This is a genomic window from Kitasatospora sp. NPDC051914 (assembly GCF_040680995.1).
Classification (GTDB): Bacteria; Actinomycetota; Actinomycetes; order Streptomycetales; family Streptomycetaceae; genus Kitasatospora.
Genome location: NZ_JBFAXX010000008.1, coordinates 1 through 18,805, shown reverse-complemented (window position 1 = coordinate 18,805; position 18,805 = coordinate 1). Strand labels below are relative to the sequence as shown.

The 18,805-nt window shown below is 75.3% G+C and carries 16 protein-coding genes and 1 pseudogene; 10 read left to right on the top strand and 7 right to left on the bottom strand.

All coding sequences use genetic code 11. The features are described 5' to 3' along the window. Positions 1-194: 194 nt before the first annotated feature. A pseudogene (locus AB0M03_RS07540) lies at positions 195-1,289 on the top strand (ATP-binding SpoIIE family protein phosphatase); the annotation flags it as partial. A 9-nt stretch (positions 1,290-1,298) separates the two neighbouring features. Here AB0M03_RS07540 and AB0M03_RS07535 read toward each other — a convergent pair. Further along, entirely contained in the window at positions 1,299-2,999 is a 1,701-nt protein-coding gene (locus AB0M03_RS07535) for a SpoIIE family protein phosphatase (RefSeq protein ID WP_363489499.1), read from the bottom strand. Between the two features lie 180 nt (positions 3,000-3,179). Between AB0M03_RS07535 and AB0M03_RS07530 the strand changes: the two genes are divergently transcribed. Continuing rightward, complete coding sequence (locus AB0M03_RS07530; protein ID WP_363489497.1) at positions 3,180-3,551, top strand: hypothetical protein; 372 nt, start codon at positions 3,180-3,182, stop codon at positions 3,549-3,551. 29 nt (positions 3,552-3,580) lie between these two features. Here AB0M03_RS07530 and AB0M03_RS07525 read toward each other — a convergent pair whose 3' ends face one another. The 4 genes from AB0M03_RS07525 to AB0M03_RS07510 all read right to left on the bottom strand — a co-directional run bounded on the left by AB0M03_RS07525 (position 3,581) and on the right by AB0M03_RS07510 (position 7,603). After that, on the bottom strand, positions 3,581-4,702 hold the full coding sequence (locus AB0M03_RS07525) for an aminopeptidase P family protein (RefSeq protein WP_363489495.1): 1,122 nt from the start codon (positions 4,700-4,702) through the stop codon (positions 3,581-3,583). 24 nt (positions 4,703-4,726) lie between these two features. Then, on the bottom strand, positions 4,727-6,082 hold the full coding sequence (locus tag AB0M03_RS07520; protein ID WP_363489493.1) for a dipeptidase: 1,356 nt from the start codon (positions 6,080-6,082) through the stop codon (positions 4,727-4,729). A gap of 65 nt (positions 6,083-6,147) precedes the next feature. Beyond that, a complete protein-coding gene (locus tag AB0M03_RS07515; protein ID WP_363489491.1) occupies positions 6,148-6,369 on the bottom strand; it encodes a hypothetical protein in 222 nt (73 codons plus the stop codon). Between the two features lie 193 nt (positions 6,370-6,562). Beyond that, positions 6,563-7,603, bottom strand: coding sequence for a helix-turn-helix domain-containing protein (locus AB0M03_RS07510; RefSeq protein ID WP_363489489.1), 1,041 nt, complete (start codon positions 7,601-7,603; stop codon positions 6,563-6,565). A 117-nt stretch (positions 7,604-7,720) separates the two neighbouring features. Between AB0M03_RS07510 and AB0M03_RS07505 the strand changes: the two genes are divergently transcribed. The 7 genes from AB0M03_RS07505 to AB0M03_RS07475 all read left to right on the top strand — a co-directional run bounded on the left by AB0M03_RS07505 (position 7,721) and on the right by AB0M03_RS07475 (position 16,412). Further along, positions 7,721-8,617, top strand: coding sequence for an alpha/beta hydrolase (locus AB0M03_RS07505; protein ID WP_363489487.1), 897 nt, complete (start codon positions 7,721-7,723; stop codon positions 8,615-8,617). Between the two features lie 67 nt (positions 8,618-8,684). After that, positions 8,685-9,887 carry a serine hydrolase domain-containing protein gene (locus AB0M03_RS07500; protein WP_363489485.1) on the top strand — a complete coding sequence of 401 codons (1,203 nt, stop codon included), beginning with the start codon at positions 8,685-8,687 and terminating at the stop codon, positions 9,885-9,887. Positions 9,888-10,093: 206 nt separating this feature from the next. Further along, positions 10,094-11,611, top strand: coding sequence for an alkaline phosphatase (locus AB0M03_RS07495; RefSeq protein WP_363489483.1), 1,518 nt, complete (start codon positions 10,094-10,096; stop codon positions 11,609-11,611). Positions 11,612-11,745: 134 nt separating this feature from the next. Further along, positions 11,746-12,267 carry a hypothetical protein gene (locus AB0M03_RS07490; protein WP_363489481.1) on the top strand — a complete coding sequence of 174 codons (522 nt, stop codon included), beginning with the start codon at positions 11,746-11,748 and terminating at the stop codon, positions 12,265-12,267. 123 nt (positions 12,268-12,390) lie between these two features. Then, positions 12,391-14,835 (top strand): SpoIIE family protein phosphatase, encoded by a 2,445-nt coding sequence (locus AB0M03_RS07485; protein WP_363489479.1) that lies wholly within the window; start codon positions 12,391-12,393, stop codon positions 14,833-14,835. Positions 14,836-14,979: 144 nt separating this feature from the next. Further along, complete coding sequence (locus AB0M03_RS07480) at positions 14,980-15,483, top strand: methylated-DNA--[protein]-cysteine S-methyltransferase (RefSeq protein WP_363489477.1); 504 nt, start codon at positions 14,980-14,982, stop codon at positions 15,481-15,483. A 74-nt stretch (positions 15,484-15,557) separates the two neighbouring features. Then, the gene (locus AB0M03_RS07475; protein WP_363489475.1) at positions 15,558-16,412 is read left to right on the top strand and encodes a protein phosphatase 2C domain-containing protein; all 855 of its coding nucleotides are present in this window, start codon (positions 15,558-15,560) and stop codon (positions 16,410-16,412) included. 16 nt (positions 16,413-16,428) lie between these two features. Here AB0M03_RS07475 and AB0M03_RS07470 read toward each other — a convergent pair whose 3' ends face one another. Next, positions 16,429-16,728, bottom strand: a complete 300-nt coding sequence (locus tag AB0M03_RS07470) for a hypothetical protein (RefSeq protein WP_363489473.1) — start codon at positions 16,726-16,728, stop codon at positions 16,429-16,431. A gap of 519 nt (positions 16,729-17,247) precedes the next feature. Here AB0M03_RS07470 and AB0M03_RS07465 point away from each other — a divergent pair. Then, positions 17,248-17,832, top strand: a complete 585-nt coding sequence (locus tag AB0M03_RS07465; RefSeq protein ID WP_363489471.1) for a GNAT family N-acetyltransferase — start codon at positions 17,248-17,250, stop codon at positions 17,830-17,832. On the opposite strand, the gene AB0M03_RS07460 is transcribed toward AB0M03_RS07465, so the two are convergent. Next, the gene (locus AB0M03_RS07460) at positions 17,819-18,406 is read right to left on the bottom strand and encodes a hypothetical protein (RefSeq protein ID WP_363489469.1); all 588 of its coding nucleotides are present in this window, start codon (positions 18,404-18,406) and stop codon (positions 17,819-17,821) included. The genes AB0M03_RS07465 and AB0M03_RS07460 overlap by 14 nt on opposite strands. Between the last annotated feature and the right edge of the window lie 399 nt (positions 18,407-18,805).

The following is an 18,805-nucleotide window of genomic DNA, read 5'->3' as shown; positions in this document are numbered from 1 at the left end:
CGCAGGCGCTCGACCTGATCCGGCGGCTGCGCGAGCAGGGCCACGCAGTGATCATGATCAGCCACAACCTCGACGACGTGCAGGCCGTCGCCGACCGGGTGGCCGTGCTCCGGCTCGGCCGCAACAACGGCGTGTTCGAGGCGAAGTACAGCACCCAGGAGCAGATCACCGCCGCCATCACCGGCAGCCACCCGATGGCCGTCACCCTGCAGCAGAGCCTGCTGCCGCGCGGCCTGCCCGAGCAGGACGCGGTGGACGCCGCCTACCGCTACCTGCCGGCCCACGCCGGAGTCGGCGGCGACTGGTTCGACGTCATCCCGCTCTCCGGCGCCCGGGTCGCCCTGGTCGTCGGCGACGTCGTCGGCCACGGCCTGCACGCGGCCGCCACCATGGGCCGGCTGCGCACCGCGGTGCACAACTTCTCCGCCCTCGACCTCGCCCCCGACGAGCTGCTCACCCACCTGGACGACGTGGTGAGCCGGATCGACCAGGAGGAGGCGGCGGGCGGCATGGAGGGCGCGATCATCGGCGCCACCTGCCTGTACGCGATCTACGACCCGGCCTCCCGGCGCTGCCAGCTCGCCCGGGCCGGGCACCTGCCGGCCGTGCTCGTCCACCCGGACGGCACGGTGGAGATCCCGGACACGCCGGTCGGCCCGCCGCTGGGCCTGCGCGGCATGCCCTTCACCACCGCCGAGCTGGAGATCCCCGAGGGCGCCCAGCTGGTGCTGTACACGGACGGGCTGGTGGAGGCCAGGACCCGGGACATCGACATCGGGCTCGACCTGCTGCGCGAGGCGCTCTCGCACCCCGACCGCAGCCCGGAGGAGACCTGCCGGGTCGTCCTGGAGGCCATGCTCCCGCACCGCCCGGAGGACGACGTGGCGCTGCTGGTGGCCCGTACCCGCGCCCTGCCGGCCGACCGGATCGCCTCCTGGGAGGTGCCCGCCGACCCGGCGGCCGTCGCCGAGAGCCGGGCCTTCGCCACCGCCCAGCTGCAGCGCTGGGGCCTGGATCTGCTGGAGCCCGGCACCGAGCTGATCCTCAGCGAGCTCGTCACCAACGCCATCCGGCACGCCGCGGGCCCGATCGGCGTCCGGCTGCTCTACGACCGGGCGCTGATCTGCGAGGTCTCGGACGGCAGCAGCACCTCGCCGAGGCTTCGGCAGGCCTCCTCGACCGACGAGGGCGGCCGCGGCCTGTTCCTGGTGGCGCAGATCGCCGAGCGCTGGGGGACGCGCTACACCGCCGAGGGCAAGGTGATCTGGGCCGAGCAGGTCGTGCCTTAGGGCGTGTCCTCACCGCCGGCGCACCCGGGCGGCGAGCAGCGCGACGTCGTCCTCCGCGGCCTGCGGCGTCTGGGCGTGCAGCACCGCGTCGAGCAGGTCGTCGAGCTCGCCGGCGGCCGGCAGCCGCAGCGCCGCCAGCCGGGCGAGCGAGACGTCGATGTCCTCGCCGCGCCGCTCCACCAGCCCGTCCGTGTACAGCAGCAGCACCTGCTCGGGCAGCAGCTCGCGGGCCTGCTGCTCGTAGCCGCCCAGCCCGGTGCCCAGCGGCGGCCCGGTGGGCACCGCGACCAGGTCGGTCGGCGCATCCGGCAGGACGAGGGCCGGCGGCAGGTGGCCGGCGCTGGAGAACGTCCAGCGGCTGCGGCCGGGGTCGGCGAGGGCGAGCAGGCAGGTCGCCGGACGGGAGGACTCGTTCTCCGAGATCAGGGTGTCCAACTGGCGCAGGATGCGGTGCGGGGGCAGGTCCATGCCGGCCACGTCGCGCAGCATCGAGCGGTACGTGCTCATGTCGACGGCGGCCTCCACGCCGTGCCCCATGACGTCGCCCATCGCCAGCAGGGTGCGTCCGAACGGCAGCCTGACCGTCTCGTACCAGTCGCCGCCGACCACCGAGCTGCTGCCGGAGGGCAGATAGCGCGAGGCGAGCTCCAGATTGGGGTGCGGGTTGCCGGGCTCGGCGAGCAGCGCCTGCTGGAGCTGCAGCGCGATCCCCTGGGAGCGGGTGTAGCGGCGGGCGTTGTCGACGCCGACCGCGGCCCGGCCGGCCAGGTCGCCGATCAGCACGGTGTCGTCCTCGGTGAACGGGCGGACCGGCTCCCGGGTGCGGGCCAGCGTCAGCACACCGAGCGTCCGGCCCCGGGCGGTGAGCGGCACGGTCAGCATCGTGTCCAGACCGGCTGCCCGGTACGCCTCCGGGGCGCCCTTCTCGGCGGAGCCCGGCCACGGCCCGTCGGACGGCCGGACGAGGACGGGCGCCCCGGTGTGCAGGCTGTGCGCCGCCGCGGAGCCGGGCGGGTAGCGCACGGACTCGCCGGCCCTGGCGAGCGGCGCCAGGTGCGGCCGCAGCGCCGGCGCGCAGACCACGGCGGCCCGGTGCAGCCGCAGCGTCCCGCTGTGCGCGCCGCGTTCGACGGCGTCCGGCGGCAGCAGCTCGACGACGGCCGCGTCGGCCATGGCCGGCACGGTGAACTCGGCGAGCTCCACGCAGGTGGTGTCGACGTCCAGGGTGGTGCCGATCCGGCCGGCGGCGGCGTCCAGGACGGCCAGCCGGGCGCGGGCCTGCTCCAGTTCGTGCGGAGCCCGCTGCCCGTCACCGTTCCCGGGGCCGAGGGCGGCGACCACCAGCCCGGCCGTCCGGCCGCGGATCTCCAGCCTCCGGGCGCGCAGCCGCAGCCCCGGCGCGGCGGGGTGGCCGGCCGGGGGCTCCTGCGGTGGTCCTCCGCCGAGGACGGCCCGCAGGGCGGGTGCGGCGGCGGCCAGCGGCGTGTCGGCGGCGGGCAGGCCCAGCAGGTCGCCGGGGGCGAGGCCGGCGGTGCGGAAGAAGGCCGCATTGCCGTACTGCCAGCGGAGCTCCGGATCGAGGACGGCGAGGCCGACGGGGGCGTCCTCCAGGACGTACCGCAGCAGCTCCTCGCCGTGGGTGGCCAGGGCGGCCGCCGCCCGGTCGATCGAGGCGTCGGCGGCGTCCGGGCCCGAAGCCTCCGCGTGCAACCCGCCTCCTCGGCCGTGCCGGTGCCACAGCCCCAGGATCACGCGGGCCGGTGCGGACCGCACCACATCCCGGTTCCGCCCTCCGGGTGCCGGAGGAAGCGGCGGGGCGAAGACCGGAGGAGTGCGGACCGCGAGCCCCGGGCCGCGGCCCGACGACGGTCGCATCCCGAGGACCACGCCATGAGCGCACCACCGAGCCGTGTCGCCGTGATCGGCGACTGCCCGCTCTTCCGGCGCGGCCTCGCCCAGGTCGTCGGCGCCGCGGACGACCTCGAGTGCACCGTCGGAGCGCCGTCCGTGGACGAGGCCGAGGACGCCCTGCAGCCGGGCGACGTCGTCCTGCTCGACCTGCGGTTACCACCCGCCGAACTCGCCGCGGTGGTGCACCGGCTGAATGCCCGCGGGCTGGAGGTCGTGGTGCTCTGCTCCGAGCTGCAGCGCGGCATCGTGCCGCCGATGCAGGCCGGCTCCCGCCGCCGCGTCGACCTGACCCGCTTCGCCCCGGCCCACGACATCGTCCCCGACGACCTGCCGCAGCAGGGCAACCCGTAGGGGCGCCGGCGCCCCTGTCGGCCGGCCCCTCAGGCGACGGTGCCGAGGGCGTGGGGGGTGTTGTTGAAGCGGCGGCCGCCGGCCTCCGTCACCGTGACGATGTCCTCGATCCGTACGCCGAACCGGCCGGGCAGGTAGATGCCCGGTTCGATGGAGAAGCACATCCCGGGCACCAGGCGCTGCTGCTCGCCCTCGACCATGTACGGCGGTTCGTGGGTGGTCAGCCCGATGCCGTGGCCGGTCCGGTGGATGAAGTACTCGCCGTACCCGGCGTCGGTGATGACCGCCCGGGCGACCCGGTCGATCTCCTGGCACTCGACGCCGGGACGGACGGCCTCGAAGGCCTTCTGCTGGGCGTGCCGCACCACCTCGTGCACCTCCCGGACCTCGGCCGGGGCGTCCGTGCCGACGTGCACGGTGCGGGTGGTGTCGGAGCCGTAGCCGTCCTTGAGGCCGCCGAAGTCGAGGACGACGGTGTCGCCCTCCCGGATGACCCGGTCGTCGGCCTCGTGGTGCGGGTTGGCGCCGTTCGGCCCGGAGCCGACCACGGCGAAGTCGACCTGGCTGTGGCCGTACTCGAGCAGCAGCGAGGCGAGGTCGGCGGCGACCTCGTTCTCGGTGCGCCCGGCGAACGGGACCTCCAGGATGCGTCGGTAGGTGGCGTCGGCGGCACCGCCGGCCGCGGCCAGGCGTTCCAGTTCGTCGGCGTCCTTGACGGCGCGCAGCATCGGCAGCGCCCGGGTGAGCGAGGTGTAGCTGCTGCCCGGCAGGGCCTCCTGGAGGGCCAGCAGGTGCAGTGCCCAGGCGGAGTCGGAGATGCCGTACCGGCCTTCGGGGTCGAGGGCGGGGGCGACGGTCTCGCGGTACGGGTCGCTGCCGTCCGTCCAGTCGGTGAACCGGACGGCTCCGGCGCCGGGGGCCGCCTCGGCGTCCGGCCGCTCCAGCCGGGGCACCACCAGGACGGGCTCGCGGTCGGGGGCGAGCAGCAGTGCGGTGACGCGTTCCGTCACGGCCGTCGGCCGGTAGCCGGTCAGGTAGACCAGGTCGGGCCCCGGGGTGACGACCAGGCCGGACAGCCCGGCCAGGGCGGCGGACTCGACGGCGCGGGCCATCCGGTGGACGAAGTCCTCGGTGGTGAACGGCTTCGGCATGGGTGCGGCCTCTCGGACGGACGGTCAGGAACGGTCGGCGTAGTGCCGCAGGAACAACGCCTCGACCAGGGCCATGCGTTCGATCTCGGACGGATCGACGCTCTCGTTCGGCGCGTGGATGAGGCAGCGCGGCTCCTCGACGCCCATCAGGACGATCTCCGCCTCGCGGTAGGTGTCCGCGAGGACGTTGCACAGCGGGATGGAGCCGCCCTGGCCGAGGTAGGAGATCGGCAGGCCGTAGGCCTGCCGCATGGCGCGGTCGAGTGCCGCGTACGCCCGGCCGTCGGTGGCGGCGCGGAACGGCGCGCCGGTGCTCTCGCTCTCCACCTCGACCCGGGCGCCCCAGGGGGCGGCCTCCCGGAGGTGGGCGGCGAGCGCGTCGCGGGCGGCGTACGGGTCGGTGCCGGGCGGCACCCGCAGACTGACCCGGGCACGGGCGGTGGCCGGGACGGCGGTGGCCGAGCCGACCACCGGCGGGCAGTCGATGCCGAGGACGGTGACCGCGGGCCGCGCCCACAGCCGGTCGGCGACGGTGCCGGAGCCGGTCAGCGCCACACCGTCCAGCACGCCGGCGTCCGCCCGGAACTGCTGCTCGTCGTAGCCGACGCCGGGCCAGATCCCGTCGCCGTCCAGGCCCTTGATCCGGGTGCCGCCGTTCGCGTCGCGCAGCGAGTCGAGGATGCGGATCAGTGCGGCGAGGGCGTCCGGGGCCGGCCCGCCGAACATCCCGGAGTGCATGTCGCCGGCCAGCGTCCGCACGGTGACCACCACACTGGCCAGGCCGCGCAGGCTGGTGGTGGCGGTGGGCACGCCGACCGCCGCGTTGCCGGTGTCGCAGATCAGCAGGGCGTCGGCGTGCAGCTCGTCGGTGTGCTGCCGGACGTACGCCTCCAGCCCGCCGGTGCCCTGCTCCTCGGAGCCCTCGGCGACGAACTTGAGGCCGACCGGGACGTCCTCGCCGAGCGCCCGCAGCGCGGTGAGGTGCATGACGATGTTGCCCTTGCAGTCGGCGGCGCCGCGCCCGTACCAGCGGCCGCCGCGCTCGGTGAGCTCGAACGGCGGCGAGGTCCAGGCGGCGTCGTCCATCGGCGGCTGCACGTCGTAGTGGCAGTACAGCAGCACGGTGGGGGCGCCCGGCGGGGGAGGGCGGTGGCCGATCACGGCGTGGCTGCCGTCCGGGGTCTCGGCGAGGTGGACGTCGCGCAGTCCGGCCTCGGTGAACGAGGCGGCGACCCACTCGGCGGCCCGCCGGCAGTGCTCCGGCGGGTACTGCCGCGGGTCGGCGACCGAGGGGATGGCGACCAGCTCGGCGAGGTCGGTCCTGGCGCGGGGCATCAGGGCGGCGATCCGTCCGGCGAGATCGTCGGCGGGGTCGGGCATGCGGGCTCCCGGGTCTCGCGCGACGGCCGTGCCGCCCGGGGCGGGCGGCACGGCCGTCGGTCGGGTCAGGTGTTCACGGTCCTGGCGGTCTCGAGGTCGTCGAGCTCGTCGCGGAACTCGTCGAGCTTGTCGGGGCAGTGGACGTTCAGCACGATCGCCCCGGCCTCCACCGCCTTGGCGTCGGCGACGATCGGCCGCCGGCCGGGGTCGCCCGCGCCGTTCGCCGGGTCGACCTTCCACGGCGCGTTCTTCAGCGCCCCGGCCGGGTTCTCGCAGACGGCGCCCATCGCGCTCTCCTTCCGGCAGCGTCGGGCTGCCCTCCCACCGTCCGCGCGGCCCGCTCCGCACGCACCCGCCTCGGGCCGTTCGTGTGACGATGCCCGCCCGGACGGCCGTCCGGGACGGGCGGCGTGACGCGAGCCGGGGCAGGATGGCTGCGGGTCGTGCCCTGACCACCCCGCGCCCTGATGGGTTTGCCCGTCAGGGGGCCGATTCCAGCAGTCGCCAGGCGGCGAGGGCGAGTCTGGCGCGGGTGAGGCCGGCGGGGTCGGTGAGGCCCATGTCCAAGGTCCGGCCGATGTGGTCGATGCGGCGGGCGACGCTGCTGTGGTGCAGGTGGAGCAGGTCGGCGGCCCGGCGCAGGGAGCCGGTGGTGCAGTAGGTGTCCAGCGTCTCCAGGTCGTCCGGCTGCCCGGCGATCCGGGCGATCGCGACCACATCGGCGTTGGCCTGCAGAACCTCCCGCGGCAGCTCGGCCAGCAGCGCCAGTGCACCCAGATCGGCGTGGCGGACGACGGGCTCGCGCGGGGTGGTGAAGCGGAGGGCGGCCCGGGCCTCCCGCCATGCGCGGTCGGGACTGTCGGCGGTGCCGATGCCCGCGCGTACGCCTGCCGGGAACAGTGCCGGGTCGATGGCTGCGGCCAGGACGACGCCGACGCCGGCCAGCGGTGCGGCCTTCACCGGGCGGGCCGGGCAGACCAGTGCGCCGACCCGGTCGAGCGGCGTCCGTGAGCGCACCGCGGCGACGTGCACCGGCCGGTCGGCGGGGAAGCCCAGCAGGCGCAGCGCCCGGGCCCTGGCCGCCTCGTCGCTGTCGGAGCTGACGACCAGTTCGACGAGAGCGGGGTCGGCCATGGTGGTGCGGGCCGGGCCGTACCGTTCGAGGGCTGCCGCGGCGGCGATGGCGAGCCGGTCGAGGAGCACGTCGTCGAGCGGGCTGGGCGGGCCGGGGCGTTCCAGCCAGACCGTGCCGATCTGCTCGTCGTCGAGGGTGATCGGCGCCGTGGCGGTGGCGGGTGACGGCGGGTCGGACGCCTCGGTGCCCGCGGGCGAGACGCGGATCGTCCGTCCGGTACCGTGCAGCCGGACACCGGCGACGCACTCGGCCAGGCCGGCCGAGGCGCGGGCGAGCGCCGGGAGGTCCACCCGGCGACGCATCAGCGTGTCGTAGAACGTGACGATGCGGATCGCGCCGTCGACGTACGGATCGAGCCCCGACAGCCGAACGGCCAATGCCTCCATGGCAGAAGGATAGAAGGGCGGACGGACGGTCCGGGGCGCCGATCGTCGCGCGATCGGGGCGGGACGAGCGACGGACGGCGGCTGACCCGCGGGCGGGCGGCCGTGAGGATGGTCGGCATGGATCCCGAACCCGAAGCATTCGTCCCGCTGTTCCCCCGGTCGGACCTCACCGACCCGCTCGCCGCCCGCAAGAGCTTCGCCGGGCTGGCCGCCGCGGTGCCGGCACCGGACACGTCCGGCCTGGAGGTCGAGGACCGCACGGTGCCCGGTGATCCGGACGTGCCGGTGCGGATCTACCGTCCGCACCGGGCGCAGGGCGCCGTCGTCTGGCTGCACGGCGGCGGATTCGTCATGGGCGGCCTGGACACCGAGCACCCGTGGGCCGCCCGGATCGCCCAGGCCTCCGGCGCGGTGGTGGTCTCGGTGGGTTACCGCCTGGCCCCCGAGCACCCGTACCCGGCCGCCCTGGACGACGCCTGCGCCGTACTGGCCTGGACGGCCGACAACGCGGCCGGGCTCGGCGTCGACCCGCAGCGCATCGCGGTCGGCGGCCACAGCGCCGGTGCCGCACTCACGGCCGCGGTGGCGCTGCGGACGCGCGACGAGCAGGGCCCGGCGATCCGCTTCCAACTGCTCAACCAGGCAGGGCTCGACGACCGGCAGGAGACCTGGTCGCAGCGGAACTTCACCGACACGCCCTGGATGACCCGCGACAAGGTCACCGCCTCGTGGGGGCACTACCTGGGCTCCCGGCCCGCCACCCCGTACGCCGCGCCCGCGCGGGCCGCCGACCTGTCCGGACTGCCGCCGGCCTACATCGCCACCGCGGAGTTCGACCCGAACCGCGACGAGGCCCTCGGCTACGGGCTGCGCCTGCTGCAGTCGGGCGTGCAGGTCGAACTGCACCAGTGGCCCGGCACCTTCCACGGGTCGCAGGCGATCCTCTCCGCCGAGATCTCGCAGCGGCAGAACGCCGAACTCGGTGCCGTACTGCGCCGTGCGCTGGCCGACTGAGCCGTGCCGGCCCGAACCCCCGGCCGTACCCGTTGACCGTACTCCCCGACCTGAAAGGACGGACGTCTTGAAGATCCGAATGGTGCTGTGCGGAAGCGCGGCCGCGCTGAGTCTCTGCGCGGGCACGGCGGCCGCCGTGCCCGTGTCCGCCGGCAGTACCGGCCCGGCCGCTCCCGACCGCGCGGCGCTGCAGTCCGCGCTGGACGGTGTCCACCGCGCAGGAATCCCCGGGGTGTTCGCCGAGGTGCGCGACTCCGGCCGGACCTGGCGCGGCGCCTCCGGGGTCGCCGACGTCCGGACGGGCCGCCCGGTCACGCCCGACATGCGGCACCGCGTCGGCAGTGTCACCAAGACCTTCACCGCCGCCGCGGTCATGCAGCAGGTCGAGCAGGGCCGGATCGGCCTCGACGCGCCGATCGGCGACTACCTGCCGGAGCTGGTGCCGGGAGAACGCGGCAGGCGGATCACCGTCCGGATGCTGCTCAACCACACCAGCGGCATCCCCGACCACATCCGCTACGCCTTCCCGTCCCTGACGGCGCAGCCCGTCTCCGCCGACAGCCTGGACGAGAACCGCTTCCGGCACTTCCGCCCCGCCGAACTGATCGAGCTGGGGCTCTCCGCCCCGCCGACCGGCGAACCGGGCGGCCCGACCGGGGTGTACTCCAACACCAACTACCTGCTCCTCGGCCAACTCCTGGAGCGGGTGACCGGCACACCGGCCGAGGAGTACATCACCCGCAACGTCATCGAGCGCGCGGGCCTGAGGCACACCGGGTTCCCGACCGGGCCGCGCATCGAGGGGCCGCACTCGCGGATGTACGAGGCGCTGTTCGGCGTGCTCGACCCGCCGCGCGACTACAGCGTCTACGACATGTCCTGGGTGACGACCGGGGCCGGACTGGTGTCCACCATGGAGGACCTCAACCGCTTCTACGGCCGGCTGCTCGACGGCGGGATCGTCGGCCGGTCCTCGCTGGAGCAGATGCAGCGGACGATCCCGGTCCTGGCCCTGGACGGCACGACGGTCCAGTACGGTTTCGGGCTGCACCGGGTCGACATCCCGGGGTGCGGCACCTTCTGGGGCCACGACGGCACGGTCTGGGGGGCCGGGACGATGTCCCTGACCCGGGCCGACGGCCGGCGCCGGATGTCCGTCGCGATCAACCTCATGCGGTGGGGCGCACCGGACTCCTCGGGCAAGCCGCACCCCGTCGACGAGGCGCTGACGGCGCTGTACCACCAGGCCCTGTGCGGGGAGACCCCGTAGGGACACCGCCGGGGGCACCACCCAGGGGCGGTTCCGCGCCCCTGGGGGTTGACCCTTGATGCAGGGTCAGATGTTCGACCGTACGTCATGTTCACGGCGGATTCGATTCACTTCGTGCTCCTATCTTCACACCGCCCGGGCGATCCCCGGGTGTGCGCCACGGCCGCAACCCGCCGGGCGCGCCGATGTGTCGAGGAGACACCCTGATGCAGCGCAGGGCCTTGAAGGCCGCCACCGTGCTGGCACTCTCGGGCAGCCTGGTCGGCGGTGCGGCGGTCACCGCCCACTCCGAGCCGGCCGAGCAGAGCGAGCGGCACGCGGAGATCCGCAACGTCATCTACCTGCTCGGCGACGGCATGGGCCGCACGCACGTCACCGCCGGCCGCGAGCGCTACTACGGCGCGGCCGGCCGGCTGAACATGGAGAAGCTGCCCTTCACCGGCGCCGTCGCCACGTACGCCGTCGAGAAGGACAGCACCCGTCCCGCCCTGGTCACCGACTCGGCCAGCTCCGCCACCGCCTGGTCCTCCGGCGTGAAGACCTACAACGCGGCGATCGGCGTCGACGCGTACGAGAAGAAGGTCGCCACGCTGATGGAGCAGGCCAAGGCGGCCGGCTTCGCCACCGGCAACGTCTCCACCGCGGAGATCACTGACGCCACCCCGGCCGCCCAGTTCAGCCACGCCCTGCTGCGCGGCTGCCAGGGCCCGGTCTACACCGACGCCGCCTGCCTCCCGAAGAAGGCCGACGGCACGTACGAGTCCGCCCCGGCCGACCGCACGCTGATCACCCCGATCGCCGAGCAGATCGCCCGCAACGGCACCGCCGACGTCGTCCTCGGCGGCGGCCTCGCCCGCTTCGAGCCCGACGACCAGAAGGCGCTCCAGGCCCAGGGCTACCAGGTGCTCGGCAGCTTCGGCGACCCGGCACTGCCCGCGCAGACCGCGGCCAGCCAGAAGGCCGCCACCAAGGCCGACCTCGCCGCCGCCAAGGGCCGCAAGGTCGTCGGCCTGTTCAACCGCGGCAACCTGACGGTCGAGCAGGCCAAGGCCGGCCTGCCCGCCGACGCCCCGCAGCGCCAGGAGCCCACCCTCGCCGAGATGACGAACAAGGCCGTCTCGCTGCTCGGCAAGAACAACCGCAAGGGCTTCTTCCTGCAGGTCGAGGGCGCGCTGATCGACAAGCGCTCGCACGCCAACGACGCCGCGCAGACCCTCGGCGAGGTCAAGGCCTTCGACGACGCGGTCGCCGCCGCCGTGGACTTCGCCAAGCGCGACGGCCACACCCTCGTGATCGTCACCGCCGACCACGAGTGCGCCGGCTTCAACATCATCGAGAAGGGCTCCTACGCCAACGCCGAGGCGGCCGCCCCGCCGGCCAACACCGACGGCGGCAACACCGCCAACAACAGCACCCCGAGCCGTTCCACCAGCGGCGCCAAGGACCCGGCCCGCTCCAGCGGCATCGTCAACGGCGCCGGCGCCAAGGACCCGAAGAACTTCGCCCCGGCGACGTTCCGAACCCCGGACGACCCGGCCGGCGTCACCGACGGCAGCGCCGACGCCAGCCTCTGGCTGACCTACCTGTCGGGCAACCACACCGGCGCCGACGTGCCGATCTTCGCCTACGGCCCGGGCGGCCAGCGGTTCGCCGCCAGCCAGGACAACACCGAGCTCTACGGCAAGATGTACGCCGCGCTCTTCCGCAAGGCACCGCGGCACTGACCCGCACGGCCTCGCGCCGAGGGCCCCGGCCCGCGGCGCGCGGCCCACGGCGGGGCCGGGAGGAAGACACCCCCGGCCCCGCCGGCACCCGCCCCACCGACACCCGACACCGCCGTGCCGACCCCAGGAGCACCATGAAGGCCCGTCCGCCCGTCCGCCCCGCCACGGCCGTCCTGCTCTCGGCACTGCTGCTCGGCGCGCTCGCCGGCTGCTCCGGCGCACCGGCCGCCGACCCGCAGCCCGCCCCCGTCCCCTCGCTCTCGCTGCCCGCCCCCAAGCGGGCCGCCGCCCCCGCCGCCGTCCTGAGCGCACCGCCCGGCCCCGGCGAGGTCAGGATCGAGGACGGCCCGTTCACCGACCGCGTCCGCCTCACCGGCCTGCGGCTCGACGGCGGCAGGGCCGTCACCGGCCACCTCGCCGTCACCTCCGACGTCAGCGACGTCCTCGCCCTCGAACTCCGCGCCGCCTTCTACGACGCGCACGGCGCCCTCGTCGGCACCGGCGCCTTCCACTACCAGGAGGAGGACGAGTCCTCCGGCCGCCACGACGGCCCCCGCGCCAGCGGCGACGGCATCGACATCACCGTCCCCGCGGAGAAGCTCACCGGCACCCCGAGCGGGGCCGTCCTCACGCTGCCCGTCCTGGTCAACGAGTAGCCGCCCGGCCCGGCGCTCGGTTGATCGCCACCGGCCCACGGGCCATGCTGGAGGGTGCACGCGTGGAAGCCCGGTCCGCGGGGACGACCGGCGGGGGCTTCGGCGACGGCGGGAAGAGCATCGATGCACGAAACAGCCGACGCACCGGAGAGCTGGCATCCCTCCCCGGCGGGGACGGCTGCGGCCGTCGTCGGCCCGGACGGCGTGCTGACCGCCTGGAGCCCCGGCGCGCAGCACCTGCTCGGCCACCGCCCGGACGAGGTCCTCGGCCGCCCCGCCGCCGACCTGCTCGCCGCACCGCCGCCCCCCGCCGCCCGCAGCCGCATCGAGGACGGCGCGGAGTGGAGCGGCCGGATCGCCCTGCGCCACCGCGACGGCCGGACCGTCCACGCCGACCTCCGAGCCACCCCCCTGCACACCGCCGGCACCGCGCCCGCCTGGGCCGTCACCGCCTCCCCGGCGGCCGCCGACGGCGCCGCCGGCGCGCAGCAGCTCCGCGAATGGGCCTTCGCCCAGCTGCCCATCGCCGTCGGCGTCTACGACCGGGACACCCGCCTGGTCGGCGCCAACGACGAAGTGCTGCGGATCATGGGCGAGGTCGACGAACCCCTCGGCCGGCTCATGGCGGACGTCGTCGGCCGCTGCTCCGGACTGCCCCACGACCGGCTCCGCGACCTGATGGGCCACGTCCTCACCGCCGGCGAGACCGTCCGCGCCGAGAACTTCGTCCGCACCCCCGGCGAGGCCGGCGCCCAGGCCTGGACGACCGTCCTCTACCCGCTCAAGAGCCCCGACGGCGGCGTCCGCGGCGTCGCCATCGGCGGACTCGACACCACCGACCAGTACCGGGCCCGGCAGCGGCTCGCCGTCGTCAGCGCGGCCGGCGTCCGCATCGGCACCACCCTCGACGTCACCCGCACCGCCCAGGAACTCGCCGACGTCGCCACCGAGCGGTTCGCCGACTTCGTCAGCGTCGACCTGCTCGACGGCGTCTTCCACGGCACCGAGGCCTTCCACGGCAGCGAGCACGGCCCGCACCCCGCCCTCGGGCCGCCCGTCTTCCGCCGGGCCGCCGAACAGTCCGTCCTCGAGGGCTGCCCCGAGTCCGCCGTCCCGCACGGCCAGACCGACCACCTGCCCGCCGACTCCCCGATGTCCCGCGCCCTCGTCACCGGACGGCCCTCACGGCACCACATCGACGACCCCGACGTCCGGCGCTGGCTCGCCGTCGACCCCCTCCGGGCCCGGCGCGCCGCCGAGGCCGGCAGCCACTCGATGATCGTCGCCCCGCTGCTCGCCCGCGGCACCACCCTCGGCATAGTCCTCTACGTCCGGCACCGCACCGACCAGGACTTCGACGCCGACGACCTGCTCCTCGCCGAGGAGATCACCGCCCGGGCCGCCCTCAGCATCGACAACGCCCGCCGCTACACCTTCGAACGCAACACCGCCCTCGCCCTCCAGCGCAGCATGATGCCGCACCGCGCCCCCCGGCAGGCCGCCGTCGAGGTCGCCTCCCGCTACCTGCCGGCCGGCCCGCAGGCCGGCGTCGGCGGCGACTGGTTCGACGTCATCCCGCTCTCCGGTGCCCGCGTCGCCCTCGTCGTCGGCGACGTCGTCGGCCACGGCATCCAGGCCTCCGCCACCATGGGCCGGCTGCGCACCGCCGTCCGCACCCTCGCCGACGTCGACATCCCGCCCGACGAACTCCTCACCCACCTCGACGACCTCGTCCTGCGGCTCGACCGGGAGGCCGACCCGCGCACCGCCGAGGCCGGCGGCCGCGAGGCCAGCGACATCGGCGCCACCTGCCTCTACGCCGTCTACGACCCGGTCGCCCGCCGCTGCACCCTCGCCCGGGCCGGCCATCCCGGGCCGGCCGTCGTCCGCCCCGGCGGCGCCGTCCACTTCCCCGAACTGCCCGCCGGGCCACCGCTCGGACTCGGCGGCCTGCCCTTCGAATCCGCCGAACTCGACCTGCCCGAGGGCAGCGTCCTCGCCCTCTTCACCGACGGCCTGGTCGAATCCCTCGACCACGACGTCGACAACGGCATCGACCGGCTCACCCGCGCGCTCGCCCGCGGTGGGCCCTCCCTCGAGCAGACCTGCGACGACATCCTGAAACTGCTGCTCCCGGAGACCCCCTCCGACGACATCGCCCTGCTGCTCGCCCGCACCCGCGCCCTCGACGCCTCCCAGGTGGCCACCTGGGACGTTCCCCCCGACCCCGCCGCCGTCTCCCACGCCCGCCGGCTCGCCGCCCGGCAACTCGCCGCCTGGGGGCTGGGCACCGCCACCTTCGTCACCGAACTCGTCGTCAGCGAACTGGTCACCAACGCCATCCGCTACGGGCGCCCGCCCATCGAACTGCGGCTCATCCACGACAGCAGCCTCATCTGCGAGGTCTCCGACATGAGCAGCACCGCCCCCCACCTGCGGCGCGCCCGCACCTTCGACGAAGGCGGCCGCGGCCTCCTGCTGGTCGCCCAGCTGACCCAGGGCTGGGGGACCCGGCACACGCCCTTCGGAAAGACCATCTGGACCGAGCAGACACTCCCCGCGGGGTAAAGGGGCCGACCCCTCGGTGTGGCCGCCGAGTGCCGTGTCCGAAATCCGCCGGTCGGCGGGGGTGGGGAGACGGCACAGTGGAGGTCGGCGGCCGGATGCACCCAGGGTGCGGGGCTGCCGGGAGGATCGGAGAGGAACGGGAACATGACGCTGTACACCACTGTCGACAGCCCGGTCGGCGCGCTGCTGCTGGTCGGGGAGGAGTCGGCGACCGCGGCGGGCGGCGTTGCGCTGGCCTCGGTGTCGCTGCCGGGGCAGAAGCGCGGTGCGGTCGTCCAGGAGGGCTGGCGGCGGGACGACACGGCCTTCGGCGAGATCTCCGCCCAGCTGCGCGCCTACTTCGCGGGTGAGGCGACCGGCTTCGACGTGGAGTGCACCCCCCGCGGCACCGACTTCCAACGCCGGGTGTGGGCCGCCCTGGACGCCGTCCCGTACGGGACCACGACGACCTACACCGCGATCGCGGCGGCGGCCGGCTCGCCCGGCGCGATGCGTGCGGTCGGCGCCGCGATCGGGGCCAACCCGCTGCTGATCGTCCGGCCCTGCCACCGCGTGGTCGGCGCCGACGGCTCCCTCACCGGCTACGCGGGCGGCCTCCCCGCCAAGCAGCACCTGCTCGCCCACGAGGGCACCCGGCCCGCCGGCTGAGGCGGCAACGCGGGTCGTTCCGGGGCGCGCTGACGGTCGGACGGTTCCGCGGCCGTCTGGCAGGATGGCCCGCGATGACTGGGACACCGATGACCGAGACGGAGTGCGTGGAGTGCGGGGGGACGGTCGCCCCCGACGGCCGGTGCTGGGACTGCGGTGCGCAGCAGCCGGAGTTCAGGTCGCGGGTGGAGCTGGTCGCGGACGGCGGGGCCGCGGGGGTGTGCGACCGCGGCAGGCACCGCGGGGTGAACGCGGACGCCATGGCGCTGACCGGGGTGGGGCCTTGGACGATCGGGGTGGTCTGCGACGGGGTGTCGATGGCGCCGCGGGCCGAACGGGCGGCCCGGGTGGCGGCCGAGGTCGGGGCGTCGGCGCTGGCCGCCCGGCTGGCGGAGGGCGTCCTGCCGGAGACCGCGCTCGCCGAGGCGGTGGTCCGCGCGGGCCGGGCGGTGAGCGCGCTCGCCGCCTCACCGGACGCCGCCCCGGCCTGCACCCTGGTCGCGGGCATCAGCGGGCCGGAGGGCATCTGGAGCGCCTGGGTCGGCGACAGCCGGGCGTACTGGCTGCCCGACGAGGGTCCGGGGATGGCGCTCACCGAGGACGACAGCGGCGAACTCGGCGTCCTTGCCGCCTGGTTGGGCGCCGATGCGGGCGAGCCGGTACCGAGGGTGCGCAGCTACCGGCCGCCGGTGCCCGGCAGGCTGCTGCTGTGCACGGACGGACTGTCGCGCTACCTGCCCACCGTCGGCGAACTCCGGGACGCGGCCGGCCCCCGGCCGGACGCCCGCCCCGGGCGAGGCCTGCTGCCCGCCGCCCGCGCGCTGGTGGAACACGCCCTGGCCGCCGGCGGCCAGGACAACGTCACCGCCCTGCTCCTCCCGGTCGCGGCCGCCGCGCCGGCCCGGCCCGCGGCGCCGGGTCCGTCCTGAGCGGAGTCCCGGCGGTTCAGGGTCGGCGGGCGGCGGCCAGCCCGACGACCAGCCGGGCCGTGCCGGCCGGATCGACGATCTGGTGCAGATGGGCGCCGGGCAGGTGCGCCACCCGCCAGCCGCGGTCGCGTGCTTCGGCGGCCACGTCCTCGTACGGGGGGCCGAACAGCAGGTAGGAGCACGGGTGGTCGTCCCAGCCCGCGGGGACGGGGATCCGTTGCTCGTAGTAGGAGAGCGGCAGTGCGGGCTGCTCCTCGGTGACCGTCCGCCGCAGCTGCGGATCGGGGAACATCGGGGCGACGTCCCCTCGTCCCACCAGTCCGTCCAGCGGGGGAGCCGGCCGTCGACGGCCATGGTGCGCAGGACGTCCAGCCGTTCGGGCGGGGCCACCGGGGTGGGCCCGACCCGGGCCGGCAGCGCGGCGTCGACGAAGACCGAGGCGGCGACCGGACGGTCGAGGCCCGCCCGGATCACCGGCAGGAACAGGCCTGCATTGCTGTGGGCCACCAGGACCACCGGCACATCGGCGGGGACGCCCGTGAGACCGTCGCGGACCGCGTCGACGATCCGGGGCCAGTACAACGGGCCGCCCTCGGCGACGTGCAGCAGCGACGGGACGTGCACCGGGCGCCCTGCCGCGGCCAGTTGCCCGGCCACCGGCCGCCAGGTGGCCGGGCCGACGGACGGACTGTGGACCAGGACGAAGACCGGCTGCTGCATGGCAGCATCCTGGCGGCGCGCCCGGCCCGCGGCCACCGGATCTGCGGAGGGCGAACGTCCCGCAGGGGCGGGGAATCCGGTTGCCCGGGCCCGGCGCCGGTGGTCGAATCGCACGGTGCCGAACCACCGTGAGACCGAGCGCATGCTGATCCGCCCCTTCACCGAGGCCGACCTCGACGACCTCGCGGCCCTGCACGGCGACCCCGGGGTGATGCGCCGGATCGACGACGGCCGCCCCGTCCCGCGCGCCGTCACGGAGCACGACACGCTGCCCGCCCTGCTCCGCGAGTACCGCGAACTCCCGGCCGGGGCGGGCTGTTTCGCGGCGGTCGCGAGGTCGACCGGCGGCTTCCTCGGGTGGTTCTCGCTGCGCCCGGCGGCCAGCCGCGGCCTGGCCGGCGGAACGGAGCTCGGCTACCGGCTGCGGCCCGCCTGCTGGGGGCGAGGACTCGCCACCGAGGGGGCGCGGGCGATGGTCGGCTCGGCCTTCCGCGACCTGGGGGCCGAGCGGGTGGTGGCCACCACGATGACGGTCAACACCGCCTCCCGCCGGGTGCTGGAGAAGGCCGGGCTGGTGCTCGTCCGGACGTTCTTCGAGGAGTGGCCGGAGTACATCGAGGGTGCCGAGCACGGTGATGTGGAGTACGCGCTGACGCGGCAGGAGTGGGCCCGCCGGGAGGGCCCGGTCAGCAGTAGGTGATCGGGCGGCCGGTGCGGAGCACGTACTGGGCGGCGCGCAGGTGGACGGCGGTGTGGAAGGCGGCGGACAGGTCCTCGCTCCACGGGCCCGGGCGGGTCCCGGCCAGGGCGGCGGCCGGGCCGTCCAGGAACCAGGAGGTGATCCGGAGGTTGCTGCTCGCCGTGGGGGTCTCGGGCGGCAGCCCGATCGCCGCGGCCAGCCGCTCGGCGGCGGCGAGCGAGGCGGGGGCGCCGGCGATCACGGTCTCGTCGTCGAAGGCGCAGCCGATCGGCAGCGTGACGGGCGCTTCGAGGGGGACGGGCACCAGGACCGTCCAGTCGTGGAGCGCCGCGGTCTCGGCGGGGGAGAGGTGCGCCTCGCACAGTCGGACGAAGCCCTCGACGGGCGGGCTCATCTTCTCCTCGAAGTCCGTGCCGGTGCGCGGGCCGACGCCGGGCGCCGAGGGTGCGGGGCGGTACGGGGGAAGGCCGCGCCGGAGGAGTTCGGCGTCCAGTGCGGTGGCGGTCCCGGCCCAGCCGCCCTCGTGGCTGCCGAACCAGTCCGCCGTCCCGATGTCGACCAGGTAGATGCCCATGGCCGGGACGGTAGGGCCCGCCACTGACAGGGCGGACCCGGAACGGAGCCCCGCAGCACCGCCCGGAGGGCCGCCGCGGCACCGCTGAGCAGCCGGAACACCACCGTGCGCAGTCGGTGTGACCCAGGCCATCCGGGAGGCGCCGACCGGGGTGCCGGATGCTCGCGGGGTGTCGGCGGGCCTTCACCGAGCGCCGACAATGTGCCCCGCCTCACGCCGGAATCCGGGTGGCGCCGGTCACATCGGCGGGCCTCCGGCGGTCCTCGGGCCCGTGCCTTCGGGGTTCTCCGAAGCCGGATACCCGCGGTAACGGTGTCCTGACCTGCTGGTTTGTGGTCGAACCTTGTTTCGTGGGTGGTGGGTCCCTACCTTCGAAACCAGTGCGGCGGACCGCCTGGC